17 protein-coding genes and 3 rRNA genes are annotated in these 24692 nt (G+C 36.3%); 19 read left to right on the forward strand and 1 reads right to left on the reverse strand.

The window, feature by feature from the left end:
* The first annotated feature begins 100 nt into the window (after positions 1–100).
* The 19 genes from dnaA to CACET_RS00095 all read left to right on the forward strand — a co-directional run bounded on the left by dnaA (position 101) and on the right by CACET_RS00095 (position 24411).
* Entirely contained in the window at positions 101–1441 is a 1341-nt protein-coding gene (dnaA, locus tag CACET_RS00005) for a chromosomal replication initiator protein DnaA (RefSeq protein WP_044825688.1), read from the forward strand.
* Between the two features lie 249 nt (positions 1442–1690).
* Positions 1691–2794, forward strand: coding sequence for a DNA polymerase III subunit beta (dnaN, locus tag CACET_RS00010; protein WP_044825689.1), 1104 nt, complete (start codon positions 1691–1693; stop codon positions 2792–2794).
* Positions 2795–2852: 58 nt separating this feature from the next.
* Positions 2853–3062, forward strand: a complete 210-nt coding sequence (locus tag CACET_RS00015; RefSeq protein WP_044825690.1) for an RNA-binding S4 domain-containing protein — start codon at positions 2853–2855, stop codon at positions 3060–3062.
* Positions 3063–3099: 37 nt separating this feature from the next.
* Positions 3100–4212 carry a DNA replication/repair protein RecF gene (gene recF, locus CACET_RS00020; protein WP_044825691.1) on the forward strand — a complete coding sequence of 371 codons (1113 nt, stop codon included), beginning with the start codon at positions 3100–3102 and terminating at the stop codon, positions 4210–4212.
* A gap of 80 nt (positions 4213–4292) precedes the next feature.
* On the forward strand, positions 4293–4592 hold the full coding sequence (remB, locus tag CACET_RS00025) for an extracellular matrix regulator RemB (RefSeq protein WP_044825692.1): 300 nt from the start codon (positions 4293–4295) through the stop codon (positions 4590–4592).
* A 138-nt stretch (positions 4593–4730) separates the two neighbouring features.
* Positions 4731–6656, forward strand: coding sequence for a DNA topoisomerase (ATP-hydrolyzing) subunit B (gene gyrB / locus CACET_RS00030; RefSeq protein ID WP_044825693.1), 1926 nt, complete (start codon positions 4731–4733; stop codon positions 6654–6656).
* 12 nt (positions 6657–6668) lie between these two features.
* On the forward strand, positions 6669–9113 hold the full coding sequence (gene gyrA, locus CACET_RS00035) for a DNA gyrase subunit A (RefSeq protein WP_044825694.1): 2445 nt from the start codon (positions 6669–6671) through the stop codon (positions 9111–9113).
* 224 nt (positions 9114–9337) lie between these two features.
* Positions 9338–9652 carry an STAS domain-containing protein gene (locus CACET_RS00040; protein ID WP_044825695.1) on the forward strand — a complete coding sequence of 105 codons (315 nt, stop codon included), beginning with the start codon at positions 9338–9340 and terminating at the stop codon, positions 9650–9652.
* 48 nt (positions 9653–9700) lie between these two features.
* Positions 9701–10123, forward strand: a complete 423-nt coding sequence (locus CACET_RS00045; protein WP_044825696.1) for an ATP-binding protein — start codon at positions 9701–9703, stop codon at positions 10121–10123.
* A 32-nt stretch (positions 10124–10155) separates the two neighbouring features.
* Entirely contained in the window at positions 10156–10920 is a 765-nt protein-coding gene (locus tag CACET_RS00050; protein WP_044825732.1) for a SigB/SigF/SigG family RNA polymerase sigma factor, read from the forward strand.
* A 395-nt stretch (positions 10921–11315) separates the two neighbouring features.
* Positions 11316–12957: ribosomal RNA gene (locus tag CACET_RS00055) — 16S ribosomal RNA — on the forward strand.
* A gap of 129 nt (positions 12958–13086) precedes the next feature.
* Positions 13087–16023: ribosomal RNA gene (locus CACET_RS00060) — 23S ribosomal RNA — on the forward strand.
* A 49-nt stretch (positions 16024–16072) separates the two neighbouring features.
* Positions 16073–16189, forward strand: a 5S ribosomal RNA gene (rrf, locus tag CACET_RS00065).
* Together the 16S, 23S and 5S rRNA genes form the textbook arrangement of a ribosomal RNA operon.
* Positions 16190–16557: 368 nt before the next feature.
* Positions 16558–17076: a transcription repressor NadR gene (locus CACET_RS00070; RefSeq protein ID WP_044826325.1), complete on the forward strand. Its 519-nt coding sequence runs from the start codon at positions 16558–16560 to the stop codon at positions 17074–17076.
* Between the two features lie 102 nt (positions 17077–17178).
* The gene (gene nadA, locus CACET_RS00075; protein WP_479722646.1) at positions 17179–18102 is read left to right on the forward strand and encodes a quinolinate synthase NadA; all 924 of its coding nucleotides are present in this window, start codon (positions 17179–17181) and stop codon (positions 18100–18102) included.
* A 14-nt stretch (positions 18103–18116) separates the two neighbouring features.
* A complete protein-coding gene (gene nadB, locus CACET_RS00080) occupies positions 18117–19634 on the forward strand; it encodes an L-aspartate oxidase (protein WP_044826326.1) in 1518 nt (505 codons plus the stop codon).
* Positions 19635–19656: 22 nt separating this feature from the next.
* A complete protein-coding gene (nadC, locus tag CACET_RS00085) occupies positions 19657–20499 on the forward strand; it encodes a carboxylating nicotinate-nucleotide diphosphorylase (RefSeq protein ID WP_044826327.1) in 843 nt (280 codons plus the stop codon).
* Between the two features lie 34 nt (positions 20500–20533).
* Entirely contained in the window at positions 20534–21583 is a 1050-nt protein-coding gene (locus CACET_RS00090; protein WP_044826328.1) for a PTS sugar transporter subunit IIC, read from the forward strand.
* A gap of 83 nt (positions 21584–21666) precedes the next feature.
* Positions 21667–24411 carry a UPF0182 family membrane protein gene (locus CACET_RS00095; protein WP_242846965.1) on the forward strand — a complete coding sequence of 915 codons (2745 nt, stop codon included), beginning with the start codon at positions 21667–21669 and terminating at the stop codon, positions 24409–24411.
* Between the two features lie 68 nt (positions 24412–24479).
* On the opposite strand, the gene CACET_RS00100 is transcribed toward CACET_RS00095, so the two are convergent.
* A complete protein-coding gene (locus tag CACET_RS00100; RefSeq protein ID WP_044826330.1) occupies positions 24480–24683 on the reverse strand; it encodes a hypothetical protein in 204 nt (67 codons plus the stop codon).
* Between the last annotated feature and the right edge of the window lie 9 nt (positions 24684–24692).

Below are 24692 nucleotides of genomic sequence, written 5' to 3' on the forward strand. Positions count from 1 at the left end.
ATTTTATTTTTTTTTGCTTTTATTGTGGACAAACCTTAGGATAACTTTTTTTTTATTAAATTTTTTGTATTAAATTAATATATAGGAGGACATTTGGGCTATGAAGGAAAACCTGCCTCAAATTTGGGAAAGCACTCTCACTTTAATCAAAGCAGAACTAACAGAAGTAAGTTTTAATACCTGGATCAAAACAATTGAACCTATTTCTTTACAAAACAATCAAATTATTTTGGGTACACCTAATGATTTTATTAAAGATATTTTAAATAATCGTTATATTACATTGATTAGTAATGCCTTAAAACAAACTACTTCTAAGCAGTTTGAAATTAAAATTATTGTACCTACAGAAGATAATATGAAAAGCTTAGAAAAAAGCAATCGACACAATAATAGGGCCCCTTTAGAAAGCCTATCTAATCTACAATTAAACCCAAAATATACTTTTGATACTTTTGTTATCGGTAATAGCAATAGATTTGCTCACGCAGCCTGCGTTGCAGTAGCTGAGTCTCCTGCAAAAGCTTATAATCCTCTTTTTATCTATGGAGGCGTTGGTCTAGGTAAAACTCACTTAATGAATGCAATAGGTCACTATATATTGCAAAATAATCCCAGTACCAAGGTAGCTTATGTCTCTTCTGAAACCTTTACAAATGAACTAATTAACTCTATAAGAGATGACCGAAATGTAGAGTTTAGAAATAAATATCGTCATGTCGATGTTCTTTTGATTGATGATATTCAATTTATTGCTGGTAAGGAAAGTACTCAAGAAGAATTTTTTCACACCTTCAATGCATTGCATGAGTCTAGCAAACAACTCATTATTTCTAGTGACCGACCACCCAAGGATATTCCTACACTTGAAGATCGTCTTAGAACTAGGTTTGAATGGGGTCTGATTACAGATATTCAAGCTCCTGATTTTGAAACTAGAACCGCTATATTAAGAAAAAAGGCTCAGATGGAAAATATCGATGTACCGGACGAAGTTATGTTATATATTGCTAAAAAAATTCAATCCAATATAAGAGAGTTAGAAGGTGCTCTTATTCGTATCGTTGCTTATTCCTCGCTTACAAATAGTGATGTCACCGTAGATCTAGCAAGTGAAGCGTTAAAAGAAATCTTTTCTTCTAAAGCAAGACAATTAAATACATCACTTATTAAAGAGGTCATTTCTAATAAGTTTAGTATAAAACTAGAGGATTTAGATTCTAAAAAACGTACAAGAGCCATTGCTTATCCACGTCAGATTGCTATGTATCTAACTAGAGAACTGACAGATCTATCTCTTCCTAAAATAGGAGAAGAATTTGGAGGAAGAGATCATACCACAGTTATGCATGCTCATGAAAAAATATCAAATGATATAAAAAATGATCCTGATTTAAAGGAAAGAATAGAAAAAATAATTAGTGATTTAAAGGGTAATTAAGTAGATTGATATTATCAACAGAAGATTGTTCACAATATTGTTCACAGTTTTGAATAACTTTTATCTATTTTATTTTTTACTGGATATGTGGACAACCTTCACCAAAGGGCTAACATTTTGTACACATGTGGATAAAGGAGTTTTTTAAGCCTTCTATGTACTTATCCACAAAAACACAGGCCCTACTACTATTACTACTATATTTTTTTTATTTATTATATCTATATTTAAGAGGGAGGATATCCACAAATGCGGTTTTCATGCGAAAAAAAAACACTAGTACATAGTACTACTATTGTTCAAAAAGCTGTTTCATCTAAAACTACTTTACCTATACTGAAGGGAATTTACATAGAAGTATTAGAAAACTATTTAAAACTAGTTGCTACAGACTTAGAAATAGGGATAGAACACACTGTAGAGGTAAATACTTATCAAGAAGGTGCTGTTGTAGTAGATGCTAGACTTTTTAGTGAAATTATTAGGAAATTGCCAGATGCAAAAGTAGAAATAACACTAAAAGAAAACAACCAGCTGTCTATTAAATGTGAAAATAGTGAATTCAATATTGTATGTTATGATCCTCAGGACTTTCCTGAACTTCCTTCTATTGAAGAAGAGTATTCTTACGAAATTACGCAAGATTTATTTAAAAATATGATTCGTCAAACGGTGTTTGCTGCATCACAGGATGAAACCAGACCAGTTTTAACTGGTGCCTTGATGGAGATAGAAGAAGATACCTTGAATATGGTAGCTTTAGATGGATATCGTCTAGCCTTAAGAAAAGGAAAAATACAAGCTTCTATTGATAATAAGGTTATTCTTCCTGCAAAAACTTTAAACGAGATTAATCGTATTCTTACAGACGAAGAAGAAACCATTCATATTACTTTAACAGAAAATCACGCTTTGTTTATTATAGGCACCACAAAGTTAATTTCCAGACTTCTTGAGGGGGAGTTTATTAGTTATAAACAGATTATACCAAAGGAATATAAATCTAAAGTAAAAGTGAAGACAAAAAGTTTGTTGGATAGTATTGAAAGAGCATCTCTACTGGCAAGAGAAGGAAAAAATAATTTGGTTAAGTTTGTGATTGATGATGATAAAATGACCATCAGTTCTAATTCTGAATTAGGAAAAGTTCAAGAGGAAATTTTTATCGAACTAGAGGGAGACAGTATTGAAATAGCCTTCAATTCCAAATACTTTATAGATGCTTTAAAAATTATAGAAGACGAGGAAGTTTATTTAGAATTTACTACAAGTCTAAGTCCAGGTATATTAAAGCCAGTTACCAATGATTATTATATTTACTTAATTTTACCCGTAAGATTATCTACCAACTAATCTAACCCAGCATAGAATGCTGGGTTGCTGTTTTATAAAAACCAAGGAGGAATGAAAGATGTTAAGAGAGTTCAAATTAGAGGGCGAATATATTAAACTAGATCAATTATTGAAGTCTACAGATATAGTAGGTAGTGGCGGCCATGCTAAAATAATTATTTTGAACGAGGAAGTAAAGGTTAATGGGGAAATAGTTACCCAAAGAGGCAAGAAGATTAAACTTGGAGATCTTGTTGAGGTAGAAGGTATAAAAATTAAAGTTATATAAATTATGAAATTAGGATGAACGACAGGAGGCAAAAAAAATGATGGTAGAGGAGATAAAACTAATTGACTATAGAAATTATAAGCAATTGCAACTACAGTTTCATCCTAAGTTAAATATATTCGTAGGAGAAAATGCCCAAGGCAAAACCAATATTTTAGAAGCCTTGTATTTATGTGCTATAGGAAAGTCCTTTAGAACCAGTAAAGATCAAGAATTAGTAAAAATATTAAAAGATCATGCTTATATAAAAACGACTATTTCAAAAACAACAGATAAAACAGAGATTGAAATACTAATAAACAAAGAAAGTAGTAAGAGAATAAAAATAAACAAACTATCTTTAACAAAGTATGGGGATTTACTCGGGAATTTAAATGTTGTTTTGTTTTCCCCAGAGGACTTAAAAATCATTAAAGAAGGCCCCAGCGAAAGAAGAAGATTTATTAACAATGATATTTCTCAAATACTCCCCAGATATTATCATACTTTGACCCAGTACAACAAGATTCTACAACAGAGAAATAAGGTGTTAAAAAATTATAAAGGAAAGACCTTAGACCTAGAAGTATGGGATGAACAATTGATTGAACGTGGTGCTTGGCTTATTGTTTATCGAAAAAAATTTATTAAAAGAATAGCTATTTTAGCTAAACTGATGCACAAAAAAATAACAGAGGGTTTGGAGTTATTGGAAGTTCAGTATGATAGTAACATTAAGATCAAAGAAGAAGACGAGTTAAAAGATATTAAAGAAAAATTTAAACAGGCCCTAAAGGAAATAAAACCGTTGGAAGAAAAAAGAGGATTAACTTTAGTAGGACCCCATAGAGACGATTTAATTTTCAAAATCAATGGTTTAGAAGTGAAAACCTACGGGTCACAGGGTCAACAAAGAACTACGGTGCTTTCTTTGAAGTTAGCAGAATTAGAATTAATGAGGGGAGAAGTCGGGGAATACCCGATACTGTTATTAGACGATGTTATGAGTGAATTAGACAAAAAAAGACAAAATTATTTAATTAAGAACCTAAAAAATGTCCAAACTTTTATTACAACTACAATGATGGAGCCTTTAAATATAAAAAGTCAAGAAGAATATAAATTATTTAGCGTGTGTAACGGAGAAATTAACAGGCTTTCCTTAAAATAATAGTATTGTCTTTTATTAAAGGTTAATAAAGGTTATAATAGATAAATGTAGTAGAGAAAACGATGAAAGGGAGAGTGAGGATGTTTCTTCATCTTGGAGGAGAGTTTGTTGTAAAAACAAAAGACATTATTGCAATTTTAGATATAGACTCTGTCTTAAAATCAAAGGATAGTAAAGCTTTTTTAAAGATTTGTGAAGAAGAAGAGTTTATTGAAAATATATGTGAAGAGGAACCTAGATCTATTGTTATTGTAGAAAGGATAGAAAATAAAAATAAATCCCATAAAGGAAATCATAAAACTATCGTATATAAGTCTCCTATTTCTGCATTAACATTACAAAAAAGAGCAGGATTTATTCACACGCTTCCACTTTCTTAGTGGGAGTTTCATGTCTTATAGGCGTAGGCTTTTAAACTTAGAGCCTATAATATACATGTTTAACCCTTTGTATAGTAGTATTTATAGATATATATTATGCACATATATTTTGTTCCTGTTAAATAGGAGGTTGTAAATATGGAAAATGAAATACAAGATAAAATACAAGAATATAATGCAGAACAGATTCAAGTATTAGAGGGACTAGACCCTGTAAGAAAACGACCAGGAATGTATATAGGAAGTACTAGTCTGAGGGGACTGCATCATATTGTCTACGAAGTAGTAGACAATAGTATAGATGAGGCGCTAGCAGGTTACTGTGATGCAATAGAAGTGATCATTACTGAGGACAATTCTATAAAAGTGACGGATAATGGTAGAGGAATACCTGTAGATATTCATCCACAAACAGGAAAATCTACACTGGAAACAGTATTGACTGTATTACACGCCGGTGGTAAGTTTGGTGGAGGAGGATATAAGGTTTCTGGAGGATTACACGGTGTAGGAATTTCGGTTGTAAATGCTCTATCAGAATTTTTAGAAATCCAAGTTAGAAGAAATGGAAAAACCTACTTTCAAAGATATGAAAGAGGAAATCCATTAGATGATGTGAGGGAAATAGGAGATGCTTTAGAGACAGGTACAACTGTGTTGTTCAAACCGGACGCAGAAATATTCGACGAGACGATTTTTCGTTATGATACACTAGAGCATCGTTTGAGGGAATTAGCCTTTTTAAATAAAGGGATAAAAATAACACTAGTAGATAAGAGAGAAGATCAACAAAAGGAAAGTACTTTTCACTATAGTGGAGGTATTCAAGAATTTGTAAAACACTTAAACAAAAACAGAGAAGCACTGCATGACAAAATCATCTATTTTGACAAGGCAAAAGACGGCAGCGTAGTAGAAGTAGCCATGCAGTATACTGATGCTTACACTGAAAATATCTTTAGTTTTGCTAACAATATCAATACCCAGGAGGGTGGAACTCATTTAAGTGGATTTAAGTCTGCTCTAACAAGAATTGTCAATGACTATGCAAGAAAAAATGGTTTTTTAAAGGACAAGGATGTCAATTTATTAGGAGAAGATATTCGAGAAGGTTTAACAGCTGTTATCTCTGTGAAACTGCCAGAACCTCAGTTTGAAGGACAAACAAAGACAAAACTAGGAAATAGCGATATGAAAGGTTTAGCAGAATCTATTACTGGAGAAAACCTAGAAGCTTTTCTAGAGGAAAACCCTACAGAGGCTAGGCTTATCGTAGAAAAGGGTTTGAAAGCTCAAAGGGCTAGAGAAGCTGCTAAAAAAGCAAGAGAGTTGACCCGAAGAAAAGGTGTTCTTGAAAATACCGCTCTACCTGGAAAATTAGCAGATTGCTCGGAAAAAGATCCTGCATTAAGCGAAATCTATCTGGTGGAGGGAGATTCCGCGGGAGGCAGTGCTAAGCAAGGAAGAGATCGTGCTACACAAGCGATTTTACCTTTAAGGGGTAAAATTTTAAATGTTGAAAAGGCTCGATTAGATAAAATACTGAATTACAATGAAATTCGATCTATGATCACAGCCTTTGGTACAGGCATAGGAGAGGAATTCGATATAGAAAGATTAAGATATCACAAAATTGTTATTATGACGGATGCCGATGTGGATGGTGCTCATATTAGAACATTGTTATTGACTTTCTTCTTTAGATACATGAAACCATTAGTAGAGCTTGGACATATTTTTGCTGCTCAACCACCTTTATATAAAATTAAAAAGGGTAAAGCAGAGTATTATGCTTATTCAGATAAAGAGTTGAACAAGATATTGGATGATTTAGGAAGAGAAACAAAAGCAGATATTCAAAGATATAAAGGTCTTGGAGAAATGAATCCAGAACAACTTTGGGAAACTACAATGAATCCAGAACATAGAACATTGCTTCAGATTACCATCGAGGATGCAGCAGCAGCAGATGAAATATTTACAACTCTTATGGGAGATAAAGTAGAGCCTAGAAGAGAGTTTATTGAACAAAATGCCAAATATGTTACTAATTTAGATATATAGGGGGAATAACCTATGACAGAAGAAAATAATAAAATTGTCCCTATAAGTATAGCAGATGAAATGAAGAAGTCTTATATTGATTATGCTATGAGTGTTATCGTGGGAAGAGCCCTTCCCGACGTTAGGGATGGACTAAAACCTGTTCACAGAAGAATATTGTATGCAATGAGTGAGTTGAGTCTTACTCCTGATAAGCCCCATAGAAAGTCAGCACGTATCGTTGGGGATGTTTTGGGTAAATTCCACCCTCATGGAGATTCAGCTGTGTATGATGCTATGGTAAGATTAGCTCAAGATTTTTCTACAAGATATTTGTTGGTAGATGGTCATGGGAACTTTGGTTCTGTAGATGGCGATAGTGCTGCTGCTATGCGTTATACAGAAGCAAGACTTTCTAAAATTGCTATGGAAATGATCAGGGATATTCAAAAAGAAACAGTGGATTTTATACCTAACTTTGATGAAACTATGGATGAGCCAGCAGTACTGCCTAGTAAGTTTCCTAATCTATTGGTAAACGGTTCAAACGGTATTGCTGTAGGTATGGCAACATCTATACCACCCCATAACCTAGGTGAAGTTATTGATGGTGTTATTACTCTTATAGATGAACCAGAAGCTGGTATAGAAGAAATTATGTCCTCCATCGAAGGACCAGACTTTCCTACTGGTGCGTATATTTTAGGAAAAGAAGGTATTAAAGAGGCCTATAGGACAGGTCGAGGCAAAGTTAGAGTTAGAGCCAAGGCACAAATAGAAGAAATGCAAAAAGGAAAACAGCAAATCGTTGTGACAGAAATACCTTATCAAGTAAATAAATCAAGGCTAATAGAAAAAATAGCTGATTTAGTAAGGGACAAGAAGATAGAAGGTATTTCAGATTTGAGAGATGAAAGTGATCGTACAGGTATGCGCATTGTCATAGAATTGAAACGAGATGCCAATGCCAATGTAGTACTAAATAAGTTATACAAACATTCCCAAATGGAGGATACCTTTAGTATCATTATGATTGCTTTGGTAGAGGGTCAACCAAGGGTTCTTAATCTTAAAGAGATATTGAGCCATTACATAGAGCATCAAAAAGATATTATTATCCGTAGAACAAAGTTTGATTTAGCCAAAGCAGAGGCAAAAGCTCATATTCTAGAAGGTTTGAAGATAGCACTAGATCACTTAGATGAGGTAATTTCTTTAATTAGGTCCTCCTCAACAGTACAAACTGCGAAGGAAGGGTTAATGACGAAGTTTGGACTATCTGAGAGGCAAGCACAAGCTATACTGGATATGAGACTTCAAAAGTTGACAGGCTTAGAGAGAGAAAAAATTGAGGAAGAGTACAAAGAAACAATGAAGCTGATTCAGGCGTTAAAAGAAATATTAGCTAGTGAACAGTTAGTGCTAAATATTATCAAAACAGAGTTATTGGAAATTAAAGAAAAGTATAGTGATGATAGAAGAACTGAAATCATTTTTGACCCTGAAGAGATCAATATGGAAGATATGATTGATGAAGAAGATGTGGTGATTACATTAACACACTTTGGATATATAAAACGTCTGCCGATAGATACCTATAAAAGTCAAAAAAGAGGTGGAAAGGGAATTTCAGCTGTTACTACTAGAGAAGAAGATTTTGTAGAAAAGCTGATTATTACTTCAACCCACGATTATTTGCTGTTTTTTACAAATAAGGGTAAGGCTTATAAACTAAACGTTTATGAAATACCAGAAGCAAAAAGACAAGCAAAAGGAACAGCTATTGTGAATTTACTGCAATTAGCACCCAACGAACAAATAGCTGCTACGATACCAGTTGGTAGGGAGTGGGGATCTAAGTATCTTATTATGGCAACAAAGAAGGGTATTATCAAAAAAACCCAGTTAAATCAATTTGAAAATACAAGAAGAAGCGGCTTAATTGCTATTAGTATTAGAGAAGATGACGAACTAATCAGTGTAAGATTGACAGATACTGGACAAGAAGTTATTATGATTACAGCAAAAGGAATGGCTATTCGATTCAAAGAAGAAGACGTTAGAGATATGGGTCGAGGTGCTATGGGAGTAAAAGGTATTACTTTATCTGAAGAAGATGAAATTGTAGGCATGGATATCATAGAAGATAACAAGGATTTACTAGTTGTTAGCTATAAAGGTTTTGGAAAAAGAACAGATCTAAAACAATATCGCCTACAGTCTCGAGGAGGTAAAGGTATAAAGACCTATAATACTACAGAAAAGACAGGATTATTGGTTGGAGCTAAAATCGTAACAGATAAAGATGAGATTTTACTAATAAGCAACGATGGTATAGTAATCAGACTAAATGTTGATAATATTTCCAAAATGGGAAGAAATACAAAGGGTGTTACATTAATGCGAACAGATGAAAATAAAAGCATTGTATCCATTGCCCAAATTCCTCAACATGAAGAAGAGGAAAATTACGAATAAAATTATTGAAATGATGTTTAAATTTAAGTTATAGGGGAAAAAATATAATAGAAGCCAAAAGCTTTTGAATTCAACCCCCATATTTTTAAGCAAAGGTATGTGCGCCATACCTTTGCATTTTTGTTTTTTTGAACAGATTTTCTCAGTAACATAGTAGAAACGAAAAAAATTTGCTATAATAGTAATTAAATAAAAAATTTCCTATGAAAAATGGAGGGAAAAACATGTCGCTTGTAATAGATAAACAATATGATGGGTTTAATAAACGATGGAGTATGCAATTAGCAGGAGAAGTAGATATCTATACTGCAGGGCAATTAAAGGAAAGTTTTACCAGTATGCTGGAAGAAAAAAAAGATACGATAGAAATAGATGCTAAAGATTTAGAATATATTGATAGTACTGGTTTAGGCGTACTAATAGGGGTATTAAAGAAATTAAAAGAAGAAGATAAAAATGTTATTATATTAAATATAAAGCCTAGTATAAAAAAACTTTTACATATAACAGGATTAGACAAAATCTTTATTATAGAATAGAGAGGTAAACTTATGTATAACACGTTAAATACAAAGGAGCAGATGAATATGAAAGAAAAAAATAGTGATATAATAAAGTTATCTGTACCTAATAAGCCAGAGTATGTTGGTATTATAAGGCTTACTACCAGTGGAATTGCAAATAGAATGGGTTTTGATATTGAAGAAATTGAAGATATAAAAGTGGCGATCTCAGAAGCATGTACGAATGCAATAACTCATGGTATTTGCCAAGAGGAAAATTTTAATGTAGATTTTTATACAGATGAAGAAAAGTTAGTTATATCTGTTTATGATAATGGTAAGGGGTGTTTAAGCGATAATATAAAGATTCCTAATATGGAGGAGTTAAAAGAAGGAGGGTTGGGAATTTTTATTATAAAGTCTCTAATGGATGATGTAGAGATTTCATCTAATAGTGGAAAAGGGACCCTTATAAAAATGACAAAGTATGTGGGGGATGATTTTTGATGAAAAGAGCAGCCAAAGCTTCTAAATTAAATATGAAAATAGGTAAACCCCTAAAAGAATTAACAGAAAAAGAACTTTTTAAATACTACGCTGAAACAAAAGATATAGAAATTCGAAATGAATTAGTAAGTAGATATCTGTATATTGGAGAAATCTTATCTAGAAAATATATGAATAAAGGGATTGAATATGAAGATATTTATCAAGTAGCATCCTTAGGTTTAATTTATGCAATAGAAAGATTCGATATAAATAAAGGATTTGAATTTTCTAGCTTTGCTACACCTACAATTATTGGTGAAATAAAAAAGTACTTTAGAGATAAAGGCTGGTCTATTAGAGTGCCAAGAAGGATTCAAGAATTATCTAAGAAAATAAATAACGCTAAAAATACACTACAGCAAAACTTACAAAGAACTCCTAAAATCAAAGATATAGCAGAGTATCTAGAGTGTTCAGAAGAAGAAGTAATGGAGGCAATGGAGGCTAGCCAAGTCTATACACCAAAATCATTGAATTTAACCTATGAAAATGATGGTGAGGACAAAGATGTACAACTAATGGACTTAATAGGAGAGGTAGACAAAAGCTTTACAGATATCGAAAATAAAGATTTTATTAAGAAGGCTATGGAGAAACTTAATGCATTGGAGAAAAAAGTCTTAAGAGATCGATTTTTTGATATAAAAACACAAATACAAGTAGCAAAAGAGTTGGATGTTTCACAGATGACAATATCACGTATGGAAAAAAAGATCATTGAAAAACTAAAAAAAGAATTTAATAAAAGCGCATAAATAAATACTATAAAGTAAGTTTACATAATGATTTATTTTAACGTTATGATACAATGTGTCCTTGAGAAAAACTAATGATAAAAGCAACAAGAGTATCTACTCCATTACAACTAAGAAAGATGTTTAAATAAAAGCGACTAAAAACTATTGACAAGCATTAAGAAATCTGATATAGTAGTAAAAGTCGCCGCTACTGAAGGGGCGATGGGATAGAAGAAAGTTCGACACAGAAGAAAAAGAAATTAAAAAAAGTGTTGACATAATATATCCAAGTATGATATAGTAGTTAAGTCGCCGAATGAGGGCGGCAGAAAAAAAGGTCTTTGAAAATTAAACAGTATAGATATTAAGCCAGCAAAATACATCTATCAATTAATGATAGAACCCAGATATTTTTTATTAAGAGTTTGATCCTGGCTCAGGATGAACGCTGGCGGCGTGCCTAACACATGCAAGTCGAGCGAGGCAAATATCTAACATTGAGTACTTGAGAGATTAAGGGAGAAAGAGAGCCAGCGTTAAGCAGGCCTGTAGACCCTTTGTGAGCAAAGGCTAGCTTTACGCCATAAAGTGCCAACACATGATGAGAATCGAGTATTGAATGTTAGATATTTGCCTAGCGGCGGACGGGTGAGTAACGCGTGGGTAACCTACCTTGTACAGGGGGATAACAGTCGGAAACGATTGCTAATACCGCATAAAGCTATTCTAAGGCATCTTAAGAATAGCCAAAGATTTATTGGTACAAGATGGGCCCGCGTCTGATTAGCTAGTTGGTGGGGTAAAGGCCTACCAAGGCGACGATCAGTAGCCGACCTGAGAGGGTGACCGGCCACACTGGAACTGAGACACGGTCCAGACTCCTACGGGAGGCAGCAGTGGGGGATATTGCACAATGGGGGAAACCCTGATGCAGCGACGCCGCGTGAGCGATGAAGGCCTTCGGGTCGTAAAGCTCTGTTTCGAGGGAAGATAATGACGGTACCTCGGGAGGAAGCCCCGGCTAACTACGTGCCAGCAGCCGCGGTAATACGTAGGGGGCAAGCGTTATCCGGAATCACTGGGCGTAAAGGGTGCGTAGGCGGCCAATAAAGTCTAGGGTGAAAGGCTACGGCTCAACCGTAGTAAGCCTTAGAAACTTATTGGCTTGAGTGCAGGAGAGGAGAGTGGAATTCCTAGTGTAGCGGTGAAATGCGTAGATATTAGGAGGAACACCAGTGGCGAAGGCGACTCTCTGGACTGTAACTGACGCTGAGGCACGAAAGCGTGGGGAGCGAACAGGATTAGATACCCTGGTAGTCCACGCCGTAAACGATGAGTGCTAGGTGTTGGGGGTCAAACCTCAGTGCCGCAGCTAACGCATTAAGCACTCCGCCTGGGGAGTACGCACGCAAGTGTGAAACTCAAAGGAATTGACGGGGACCCGCACAAGCAGCGGAGCATGTGGTTTAATTCGAAGCAACGCGAAGAACCTTACCTGGACTTGACATCCTTTTGACCGCTTTTTAACAGAAGTTTTCCCTTCGGGGACAGAAGTGACAGGTGGTGCATGGTTGTCGTCAGCTCGTGTCGTGAGATGTTGGGTTAAGTCCCGCAACGAGCGCAACCCTTGTCTTTAGTTGCCAGCATTTCGGATGGGCACTCTAGAGAGACTGCCGGGGATAACTCGGAGGAAGGTGGGGATGACGTCAAATCATCATGCCCCTTATGTTCAGGGCTACACACGTGCTACAATGGCCGATACAAAGGGCAGCGAAGGAGTAATCTGGAGCGAATCTCATAAAGTCGGTCTCAGTTCGGATTGTGGGCTGAAACTCGCCCACATGAAGTCGGAGTTGCTAGTAATCGCGAATCAGAATGTCGCGGTGAATGCGTTCCCGGGTCTTGTACACACCGCCCGTCACACCACGGGAGTCGGAAGCGCCCGAAGCCAGCTGCTCAACCGTAAGGGGAGAGCTGTCGAAGGTGAAGCCGATGACTGGGGTGAAGTCGTAACAAGGTAGCCGTATCGGAAGGTGCGGCTGGATCACCTCCTTTCTAAGGAGAAATGGCAATACTATACTGTTTAATTTTGAGGGACCTCTTTTAATAAGGTCTTTTCAAATTGTTCTTTGAAAACTAAACAATGATATGAGAAAAGAAACAAAGCTAAAGTAATTCATCAAAGGTCAAGTTATTAAGGGCAAAGGGTGGATGCCTTGGCACTAGGAGCCGAAGAAGGACGTGGTAAGCTGCGAAAAGCTACGGGGAGCTGCAAGCAAGCATTGATCCGTAGATGTCCGAATGGGGAAACCCACTTGGGGTAATGTCCAAGTATCTATTACTGAATTCATAGGTAATAGAAGGTAGACCGGGGGAACTGAAACATCTAAGTACCCCGAGGAAGAGAAAGAAAAATCGATTCCCTCAGTAGCGGCGAGCGAAAGGGGAAGAGCCCAAACCAAGAACTTAAGTTTTTGGGGTTGCGGACATTTTCATTAAGAAGATTGGTAAGTGTAGTTGAAAAGAGTTGGAAAACTCCACCGTAGAGGGTAAAAGTCCCGTAAGCGAAACACTGAAAATCTTTGAGAATGATCCAGAGTACCACGGGACACGTGAAACCCTGTGGGAAGCAGGGGGGACCACCCCCCAAGGCTAAATACTACCTAGTGACCGATAGCGCATAGTACCGTGAGGGAAAGGTGAAAAGAACCCCGGAAGGGGAGTGAAAAAGAACCTGAAACCTTTTGCCTACAAGCTGTGGAAGCGCTATATATGCGTGACCGCGTACTTTTTGTAGAACGGGCCAACGAGTTATGGTATGTAGCAAGGTTAAGTACTTCAGGTACGGAGCCGAAGGGAAACCGAGTCTTAATAGGGCGATTAGTTACATGCTATAGACCCGAAACCGTGCGATCTACCCATGGGCAGGATGAAGCGGAAGTAAAATTTCGTGGAGGTCCGAACCAGTTGACGTTGAAAAGTCATTGGATGACCTGTGGGTAGCGGAGAAATTCCAATCGAGCTCGGAGATAGCTGGTTCTCGCCGAAATAGCTTTAGGGCTAGCCTTGAAATGAGAGTGACGGAGGTAGAGCACTGAATGGTCTAGGGGCCTTCACCGGTTACCAAAACCTATCAAACTCCGAATGCCGTTAACTTATTTTCAGGAGTCAGACTACGAGTGATAAGATCCGTGGTCAAGAGGGAAAGAACCCAGATCATCAGCTAAGGTCCCAAAGTATACGTTAAGTGGGAAAGGATGTGGAGTTGCACAGACAACCAGGATGTTGGCTTAGAAGCAGCCACTCATTTAAAGAGTGCGTAATAGCTCACTGGTCGAGTGATTCTGCGCCGAAAATGTCCGGGGCTCAAACGTATCACCGAAGCTATGGGAATAGAAATATTCGGTAGGCGAGCATTCTATGTGGGTTGAAGCTATACCGTAAGGAGTAGTGGACTGCATAGAAGAGAGAATGTTGGCATGAGTAACGAGAGGTAGGTGAGAATCCTACCCGTCGAAAACCTAAGGTTTCCTGAGGAAGGTTCGTCCGCTCAGGGTTAGTCGGGACCTAAGCCGAGGCAGAAATGCGTAGGCGATGGACAACAGGTTGAGATTCCTGTACCACCTAGAATCGTTTGAGAGATGGGGTGACACAGAAGGATAGGTTGAGCCCACCGTTGGTTGAGTGGGTCTAAGCCAGTAGGGAGCTAAGACAGGCAAATCCGTTTTAGCATAATCCTGAGAGGTGATGGGGAGCGAAAAACAAGTAGCGAAGCAACTGATTCCACACTGTCGAGAAAAGCCTCTATTGAGAAACTAGGTGCCCGTACCGCAAACCGACACAGGTAGGTGAGGAGAGAATCCTAAGACGAGCGGGAGAACCATTGTTAAGGAACTCGGCAAAATGACCCCGTAACTTCGGGAGAAGGGGTGCCGAAGGGTGTGAAGGACTTGCTCCGTAAGCACACTTCGGTCGCAGAGAACAGGCCCAAGCGACTGTTTAGCAAAAACATAGGTCTCTGCAAAGTCGAAAGACGACGTATAGGGGCTGACGCCTGCCCGGTGCTGGAAGGTTAAGGGGAAGTGTTAGGGTAACCGAAGCACAGAACTTAAGCCCCAGTAAACGGCGGCCGTAACTATAACGGTCCTAAGGTAGCGAAATTCCTTGTCGGGTAAGTTCCGACCCGCACGAAAGGCGTAACGATTTGGGCGCTGTCTCAACAATGGACCCGGTGAAATTGTAATACCAGTGAAGATGCTGGTTACCTGCGACAGGACGGAAAGACCCCGTGGAGCTTTACTGCAGCTTGACATTGGATTTTGGTACTAGATGTACAGGATAGGTGGGAGACTGAGAACCTAGGACGCCAGTCTTGGAGGAGTCGATGTTGGGATACCACTCTTGTAGTACTGAAGTTCTAACCATGAACCATGATCTGGTTTTGGGACACTGTCAGGCGGGCAGTTTGACTGGGGCGGTCGCCTCCTAAAAAGTAACGGAGGCGCTCAAAGGTTCCCTCAGCACGGTCGGAAATCGTGCAAAGAGTGCAAAGGCATAAGGGAGCTTGATTGCGAGACCAACAAGTCGAGCAAGGACGAAAGTCGGACTTAGTGATCCGGTGGTACCGAGTGGAAGGGCCATCGCTCAACGGATAAAAGCTACCCCGGGGATAACAGGCTTATCTCCCCCAAGAGTCCACATCGACGGGGAGGTTTGGCACCTCGATGTCGGCTCATCACATCCTGGGGCTGAAGTAGGTCCCAAGGGTTGGGCTGTTCGCCCATTAAAGTGGTACGCGAGCTGGGTTCAGAACGTCGTGAGACAGTTCGGTCCCTATCCGTCGCAGGCGTAGGAAATTTGAGAGGAGCTGTCCTTAGTACGAGAGGACCGGGATGGACGTACCGCTGGTGTACCAGTTGTCTTGCCAAAGGCACCGCTGGGTAGCTATGTACGGAAGGGATAAGTGCTGAAGGCATCTAAGCACGAAGCCCCCCTCAAGATAAGATTTCCCATCACGCAAGTGAGTAAGACCCCAGAAAGACTATCTGGTAGATAGGTCGGAGGTGTAAGTGCAGTAATGTATTAAGCTGACCGATACTAATAGGTCGAGGACTTGACCAAAAATAACTCATACATTGTTTAGTTTTGAGGGAATAAACCTTCAAAAGAATATCGTGACAATAGCGAAGGGGTCACACCTGTTCCCATACCGAACACAGCAGTTAAGCCCTTCAGCGCTGATGGTACTTGGCGGGAAGCTGCCTGGGAGAGTAGGTCGTTGCGATATAGAAAAACTTCTACAGAAAACGTAGAAGTTTTTTTAGTTTTTTTGTATTTAATGTAGGGAAGGATCTTGACCCTTCCGTTGTTTATTATAAGGATTTAGGATTAGAATCTATTAAGAAAAAAGAATTATGTCCTTTTTGTTTTACATGAAACAAAATTATGCTAAAATAACGTTAATATTTATTTATAGATGAGCAAGTTTAAACTTTAATTTTGATATACACGGTCTACGGTTTCGCCCCAAAACCGTGGGCTGCAAATGTAGCCCTTAGTATATCAAAATTAAGCCCTGGTGTTGTTTATCTATAGAAGTAAATTAAAAAAATTGCATATGATAAGCACTTAATATAGAAGAAAAGGATGATTTATATGAATAGTAGAGAAAGAAGAAAAGCCATAGTAATGGAGTTAAAAGAAAAAAGTAAGCCTATGAAAGGAACAGAGTTAGCTGCTTATTTTGATGTATCTAGACAAGTAATTGTTCAGGATATAGCTTTGTTAAGGGCGGAAGGCATAGATATTATAGCTACTCCTCAAGGTTATGTAATACCTCAAAAAGATACAGGGAAGATAAGAAAGACGATTGTTTCAAAACATACGACCTATAAAGATATGAAAGAAGAATTAAAAATTATGATTCATCATGGTGCAAGAATCTTAGATGTTATAGTGGAACATCCAATTTACGGGGAAATAAAAGGAATATTAGATATTAGCTATAGAAAAGAACTAGATGAATTTATGGAGAAAGTAAAAAATCAAAAGGCTGAACCACTGTCATCTTTAACAGAAGGAGTTCATATTCACACAGTAGAAGTGCCCGATGAGGAAACTTTTAAAAAGATGGAAGAGGCTCTTTTAGAAAAAGGTTACTTGATTAATGAATAAAAATGTGATATATTTTTTACAAATAGGTGACAAGACAGATGTAAAAACATATGTAATATCATATAAAAATAAGAGAAGATCTTTATAGAGGGGAATGATTTTGTGTCGGAACAAATAACAGAAAGTGAAATGATTGAAGAAATAAAACGGTTAAAAAAAGAAAAAAATGCTATTATACTTGCTCATAACTATCAGATACCAGAAGTCCAAGAAATTGCTGATATTGTAGGAGATTCTTTAAAACTAAGTCAAGAGGCAGCAAAAACAAATGCAGATATCATTGTTTTAAGCGGCGTACATTTTATGGCGGAAAGCGTAAAAATTCTTTCTCCAGAAAAAAAAGTTTTATTACCAGTTTATGATGCTGGCTGTCCTATGGCGGATATGATTGATGTTGAGCAGTTAAGAGAATTTAAGAAAAGATACCCAAACATCCCCGTTGTGTGTTACGTTAATTCTTCTGCTGAAGTAAAAGGAGAAAGTGATATTTGCTGTACCTCTTCTAATGCATTAAAGATTGTAAGAAGCCTGGAATCAGACAAAGTTTTATTTATCCCTGATAAGAACTTAGGCAGTTATATTGCAAAGCAATTACCGGAGAAAGAAATCATTTCATGGGAGGGGTTTTGTATTACACATCATCGTGTAAAGCCAGAAGAAATAGATACTGTTAAAGAGAAGCATCCAAAGGCCCTTGTTCTAGTACATCCAGAGTGTACACCTGAAGTAGTAGAAAAGGCTGATTTTGTGGGAAGTACCTCTGAAATTATACAGTATGCTACTGAGTCTGAAAACAAAACCTTTGTTATTGGTACAGAAATGGGGGTCCTACACAAACTTAGAACAAATAACCCTGATAAAAAGTTTTATTTGCTATCACCAGCCCTCGTTTGTTTTAATATGAAAAAAACTACATTAAAGGATGTTTACTTAGCCTTAAAAAATGAAGAAAAAGAAATTATAGTAGAGGAAGAAATCAGACAAAAGGCATTAAAAACATTGGAAACAATGATAAATATCTGTTAAGGAGATTAAAAACAATGAAGGATAAATCTGTTATTGATGGTGACGTCATTGTTATAGGCACAGGTATTGCAGGACTGTTTACAGCATTAAATATCGATTCTAGGTATAAAGTGATTTTAATAAGCAAAACAACAATAGAGAAAAACAATAGTGGACTAGCTCAAGGAGGCATAGCTGTTTCTGTAAATAAGGATATCCACTTTGAGGATACTTTAAAGGCAGGCTGTTATTGTAACAATCAAGAAACTTTAAAAATACTTGTTGAGGAATCTAGTGAAAATATTGAAAAATTAATCGCTTATGGTGTAAATTTTGATAGAGACGATCAAGGTACATTAAAATTTACCAGAGAGGGAGGACATAGGCAAAATAGTATTCTTCATGTAAAGGATGCTACAGGGAAGGAAATTATTAAAATATTAACTGAAGAAGTAAAAAAATCTACCAATATAAAAATTATAGAGAATGTTTTTGCAATAGATCTTATAACAGAAGAAAACAGAGCAAAGGCAGTTTTATGTATAGATGAAGCTGGCAATAAGATGATTTATCAAGGAAAAGCATTTGTAATGGCAACAGGGGGTATCGGTCAAATTTATAAAAATACAACCAATAATACTATAGCTACTGGCGATGGTATTGCTATGGCTCATAGAGCTTCAGTGAAGATAAGAGATATGGAATTTGTGCAATTTCACCCTACAGCCCTATATAATCTAAAGGAAGGGCAATGTTTTTTAATCTCTGAAGCTGTAAGAGGAGAAGGTGCTATTCTTAGAAATCTTCAAGGGGAAGCTTTTATGGGGAACTATCATGAAATGAAAGATTTAGCTCCTAGAGATATTGTAGCAAGATCTATTTTTACTGAAATGAAGAAGGATCATCGTCCTTTTGTTTACTTAGATATTACCCATCAGTCTGAAAAATTTATTAAAGAGAGGTTTCCAACAATTTATCAGCATTGCCTTTCACAAGGAATAGACATGGCGAAACAGTATATTCCGGTAGTACCAGTAGAGCATTATGTTATGGGGGGAATATGGACAGATATAGATGGTAAAACAAGTATGGAGGGACTATATGCCTGTGGAGAATGTGCCTGTACGGGTGTTCACGGTAGTAACAGATTGGCTAGTAATTCTCTTTTAGAAGGGATTGTGTTTGGAAACAGGGTGGCTACAGCGATTAGCAGTTATCTTCTTAAATATGACATAAGCAATAAGGTCCTTGATGATTCTATAGATTTTTACTCTATAGAAAAAGAAGATAAAAGAGATTTCTCAATAAATATAGGGAAATTTATAAAAAAATTAAAAGATATTATGCAAAATCAGGTTTCCATTATAAGAAGTGAAGCAGAATTGAAAAAAGCCTTTATAGAAATAACAATAATGAAGGAGTCTTTGAGGAAAAATCAACAAGAAACTATTGCTTATTATGAATTAAACAATATGCTGACGGTAGCACTATTGATTATAAAAGCTGCTACGAAAAGAAAGGAAAGTATGGGTGCTCACTATCTTGTAAGCTAAAAAGTTTTTGGGAGGAATAATATTGTATAATAAGTTTTTAATAGAAAAAATCATAAAAAATGCATTGATAGAAGATATAAATTATATAGACTTAACAACAGACATTTTATTAGAAGAAGATCAGATGGGAAGGGCTATAATGATAGCCAAAGAAGAAGGTGTTATAGCAGGAATTTCAGTAGTAGAAATGGTGTTTGGATTAATTGATTCTATGATGGAAGTAATACCAGTGAAAAAAGATGGAGATTTTGTAGCAGAAGGAGAAAAGCTTATTGAAATAGGGGGTAAAATAAAAAATCTATTAAAGGGAGAAAGAATAGCTTTAAACTTTTTGCAGAGAATGTCAGGAATTGCAACAAAATCTAGGAGATACAGTGAGCTTGTCAAAGATTATGATGTAAAAGTTGTGGATACAAGAAAAACGACACCAGGGCTTAGGATTTTAGAAAAGTATGCCGTTAGAGTAGGGGGATGTCATAACCATCGCTTTAACTTATCAGATGCAGTATTAATCAAGGACAACCACATTAAGGCAGTAGGTAGTATTACAAGAGCAATAGACCAGTGTAGAAAAAATGTTTCTCACACTGTAAAAATAGAGGTAGAGGTAGAAACAATTCAACAATTAAAGGAAGCTTTAGAGGCAAAAGCAGATATTATTATGCTGGATAATATGAGTATAGAAACCATGAAGGAAGCTGTAGCTATAACCAATAAGTCAGCTATTTTAGAAGCTTCCGGCAATATCACAAAGGAAAAATTACTAAAAATTGCTGAAATAGGAGTAGATATTATATCGGTAGGAGAATTAACTCACTCCACAAAAGCTATGGATATAAGTATGAATCTAGTTAATGAGGGGTAATTTAATAAAAATCATGTAAAGAGAGGGAATATAGATGAAAATCAATGGTGAAGGAGCTTCTATAAGGGAGTATTTTACAAAAGCACTAAATGGTATGGCTTTAGGCCTGTTTTCTTCTCTGATTATTGGACTTATTCTAAAACAAATAGGCGAACTAGTAAATATTCCTATACTGATGTCTTTTGGACAGATGGCTCAATTCTTAATGGGACCTGCTATAGGTGCTGGAGTAGCTTTTGCAGTGGGAGCACCTTCTCTAGGAATTTTTGCTTCAATAGCTACGGGGGCTATAGGTGCAAATACCATATTTCTAACAGAGGCAGGAGCTTATAGCATAAGAACAGGGGAGCCAGTGGGAGCTTTTGTAGCAGCTTTAATAGGAGCAGAAGTAGCAAAATTGATCGTAGGGAAAACAAAGGTAGATATTGTCTTGATTCCTGCCCTTACCATTATAGCAGGAGGATTGGCAGGAAACTTTATAGGTCCTGCGGTAGCAGCTATTATGACAGGATTAGGACAGATTATCAACAGTCTTACAGTGATACATCCAATTCCTATGGGGATACTAGTATCAGCTTTAATGGGTATGATTCTGACCTTACCTATCAGTAGTGCTGCCCTAGCTATATCTTTAGGTTTAGATGGTTTAGCAGCAGGTGCTGCTGTAGTAGGCTGTGCTACTCAAATGATAGGATTTGGTGTAGCTAGTTATAAGGAAAATGGTTTTGGGGGATTTATTGCCCAAGGTTTAGGTACCAGTATGTTACAAGTACCTAATATTATAAAAAATCCTTTGATATGGATTCCTCCTACATTAGCAAGTGCTTTATTAGGACCTTTGGCCACCACATTATTTTCAATGGAAAACAATAGTATAGGGGCAGGTATGGGCACCAGTGGCTTAGTAGGACAGTTTGGCACCTTCGCAAAAATGGTTACAGAGCAAGGCAATCCCTCTACTACAGTCCTAGTAAAGGTAATAATTCTACACTTTATTCTCCCAGCAATAGTTACTCTCATTATTGCAAAATATATGAGAAAAAAAGGATGGATCAAATTGGGAGATATGAAACTAAATCAATAATTTGTAAAAAAAAGATTCCCATAGTATAATAAATCTATAAAATGCTATGGGATTTTGTTTTTTTTGAGAAGGAGGGGGAATTTTTGAAAAAAAGTAAGAAAATCTTGATGGTTTCAATTATTGGAGCTATTTTTATTTTTGCTGGATTTTTCAACGAAATAATCAACTTTATTGCAGATTATCAATGGTTTAGTGAACTAGGTTATAACGAAGTCTTTTTAACAAAACTTAAAACACAGTTTCAGCTAGGTATTCCTATATTTCTTATTTCTACGCTTTTTTATTATGTTTATTTAATCATCTTAAAGAAGGGTTATTACAAAAAAACACAGGCTTACGAAGTAGGTATAAGTGAAAAAACAGTAAATCAGATTATAGTAATTCCGTCAGTGTTATTAGGTTTTATTACCGCTACTTCAATAGCTGGTAAGTTATGGATACGTCTTTTGATGTATTTTCATGCAGAGGGATTTGATATAGTGGATCCTATATTTAATAAAGATGTTTCTTTTTATATATTTAAATTACCAGTAATACAGCAGTTGTTAAGCACTTTTATAGGGCTATTGGTAGCTTTGGTTTTTGTCACCTTTGCTTTCTATGCTCTTATGCTTTTTATAAAAAAGCCTACCTATTATGATTCAGAAGAAGAAATCAAATGGAACAAAAGTGTTTTGAAAAATTTTACGGATTTGGGAATCAAACAACTGACCTTGATTGGTGTTGTGTTCTTTATGATTTTAGCAGCAAATCATTATCTAGCAGCCTATAACTTATTGTATTCTTCGACAGGGGCTGTTTATGGGGCAGGGTATACGGATATTCATGTTAGTTTGATTTTGTATAGAGTACAGATGGTGATTTCTTTATTATCAGCAGCAGCATTGGTTTTTGGTTATTTTAAAAGATCGTGGAAAAAAGCACTGTTGGTGCCTGCTGCTTTAATTGTTGTCACTATTTTAGGGAATGTAGTAGCATTAGGTGTAGAAAAATTGGTGGTAGAACCTAATGTTATAGCAAAAGAAACTCCTTATATACGAAATAATATAGAATATACAAGAAAAGCCTATGGTCTTCAGGATGTTACTGTTAGAGAGTTTAATGTAAAAAATAATTTAACATTAGAAGATTTGAAAAACAATCAAGAAACCATTGAAAATATAAGAATCAATGACTACAGACCTACTATAGAATCCTATAATCAACTACAAGCCATAAGACCCTATTATCGCTTTTTAGATGTAGATATTGATCGATATATGATTAATGGAGAGTATAAGCAGGTTTTCTTAGCACCTAGAGAACTGGACCAAAGCAGGTTAAGTGAGAACGCAAGAACATGGATAAATCAGCACTTAAAATATACCCATGGTTATGGTATAGCATTATCTCCTGTAAATGCTGTTACTACTGAGGGACAGCCAGAACTTTTGATTAGAAATATACCTCCTGTAAGCAGTATAGATATCGACATAGAAAGACCAGAAATTTACTTTGGAGAACTAACAAATGAATATATTATTATAAATACAAAGGAAAAAGAGTTTGACTATCCACTAGGAGGAGATGCAAATGCAGAGACAATGTATGAAGGAACTGCTGGAATTTCTTTAGGTGGTCTCAATAGATTGTTATACACTCTGCATGAAAGAAGTCTAAAAATACTGATTTCCAACAGCATTACATCAGAAAGTAGAATTATAAGAGATAGAAATATTTTAGATAGAGTAAATAAAATAGCTCCCTTTATTCACTATGATGAAGATCCTTATATTGTAATAAGCGAAGGAAGACTTTATTGGATCATAGATGGTTATACCATTACAAATAATTATCCCTACGCCACACCTTATATGGCAGGAAGAAATAATTATATTAGAAATTCTGTAAAGGTAGTAATTGATGCTTATAATGGGGACACAAACTATTATATTTCCGACAACGATGATCCTGTTATTAGAACCTATAGAAATATTTTCCCACAGTTATTTAAAGACTTTGAAGAAATGCCAGAAGGCCTAAAAAGCCATATTCGTTATCCTCAAGTATTATTTGATATTCAGGCAGAGGTGTATGAACTTTACCATGTCACCAACCCCTCCATCTTCTATACAGAAGAAGATGTTTGGAATATAGCACAAGAAAAGTATGCGGGGGGACAACAAAATGTAGAATCTCAGTATATGATCATGAAATTGCCGGGAAAAGAAAAGGAAGAATTTGTTCTATCGGTTCCTTATACTCCTAATAGAATGCCAAATATGACAGCTATATTAAAAGCTAGAAATGATGGAGAGAACTATGGAGAACTTATTCTTTATCGATTACCAAAGGATCAAAATATCTACGGACCTATGCAAATAGAAAATAGGATTGATGGAGACTCACAAATATCTCAAAATCTAACCTTATGGGGAGAAGGAGGGTCTTCCGTGATTAGAGGAAACCTTTTGGTCATCCCTATAGAAGAGTCTTTACTTTATGTGGAACCTCTTTATATAAGGGCTTCTAGCCAAAACAGTCTTCCAGAGGTGAAAAAGGTTATTGTAGCCTATAGAGATCAAATTGTTATGGAAAAAACCTTAGAACTTGCTTTAGAAAAGATATTTGGAGCAACTACGCCATCAGAAGTACCAGCAGAGACACCATCAGAAACGCCACAAACTCCAAGAGATGATACTGATGTACAAAGTCTTATCCAAAGGGCTAATAGAGCATTTGAAAATGCTAATCGCTCTTCTCAAGAAGGAAACTGGGCTGAGTATGGAAGGTATATTAAAGAGCTAGAAGAAATTTTAAAACAAATGAATACTGAGAATAGTAATTAAAATAAAATGCACCCCTCCTTATAGGAAGGGTGCGTTTATTTTAAATAAGAACTCATTTTTTGTTTCCTTTAAAAACGAGTTCTTAATTGCTTCAGTTCTTCTAAAGACATATGATCTAACAGCTGTGCTTTTCGAGCAAATTCCTGTCGTGTAATAATATTTTTTTCCACCAGTAATTCAACCAAAGTAGCAATAGCCAAAGTATTTCTATAGTCAATATTTTTCATATCACTTATTTGTCCTATTAAATCTACTTCACTTACTTTTTCCATAAAAAGTTC

This window comes from Clostridium aceticum (assembly GCF_001042715.1).
GTDB lineage: Bacteria > Bacillota > Clostridia > Peptostreptococcales > Natronincolaceae > Andreesenella > Andreesenella acetica.

Excerpts from the sequence above, each read along its gene's own strand:
- CACET_RS00045 (WP_044825696.1), top strand. The coding sequence starts at position 9,701 with ATGAAAGAAAAAAATAGTGATATAATAAAGTTATCTGTACCTAATAAG.
- recF (WP_044825691.1), top strand. The coding sequence starts at position 3,100 with ATGATGGTAGAGGAGATAAAACTAATTGACTATAGAAATTATAAGCAA.
- dnaA (WP_044825688.1), top strand. The coding sequence starts at position 101 with ATGAAGGAAAACCTGCCTCAAATTTGGGAAAGCACTCTCACTTTAATC.
- CACET_RS00100 (WP_044826330.1), bottom strand. The coding sequence starts at position 24,683 with ATGGAAAAAGTAAGTGAAGTAGATTTAATAGGACAAATAAGTGATATG.
- remB (WP_044825692.1), top strand. The coding sequence starts at position 4,293 with ATGTTTCTTCATCTTGGAGGAGAGTTTGTTGTAAAAACAAAAGACATT.
- gyrB (WP_044825693.1), top strand. The coding sequence starts at position 4,731 with ATGGAAAATGAAATACAAGATAAAATACAAGAATATAATGCAGAACAG.
- CACET_RS00040 (WP_044825695.1), top strand. The coding sequence starts at position 9,338 with ATGTCGCTTGTAATAGATAAACAATATGATGGGTTTAATAAACGATGG.
- dnaN (WP_044825689.1), top strand. The coding sequence starts at position 1,691 with ATGCGGTTTTCATGCGAAAAAAAAACACTAGTACATAGTACTACTATT.
- CACET_RS00050 (WP_044825732.1), top strand. The coding sequence starts at position 10,156 with ATGAAAATAGGTAAACCCCTAAAAGAATTAACAGAAAAAGAACTTTTT.
- CACET_RS00015 (WP_044825690.1), top strand. The coding sequence starts at position 2,853 with ATGTTAAGAGAGTTCAAATTAGAGGGCGAATATATTAAACTAGATCAA.
- nadB (WP_044826326.1), top strand. The coding sequence starts at position 18,117 with ATGAAGGATAAATCTGTTATTGATGGTGACGTCATTGTTATAGGCACA.
- gyrA (WP_044825694.1), top strand. The coding sequence starts at position 6,669 with ATGACAGAAGAAAATAATAAAATTGTCCCTATAAGTATAGCAGATGAA.
- CACET_RS00090 (WP_044826328.1), top strand. The coding sequence starts at position 20,534 with ATGAAAATCAATGGTGAAGGAGCTTCTATAAGGGAGTATTTTACAAAA.
- CACET_RS00070 (WP_044826325.1), top strand. The coding sequence starts at position 16,558 with ATGAATAGTAGAGAAAGAAGAAAAGCCATAGTAATGGAGTTAAAAGAA.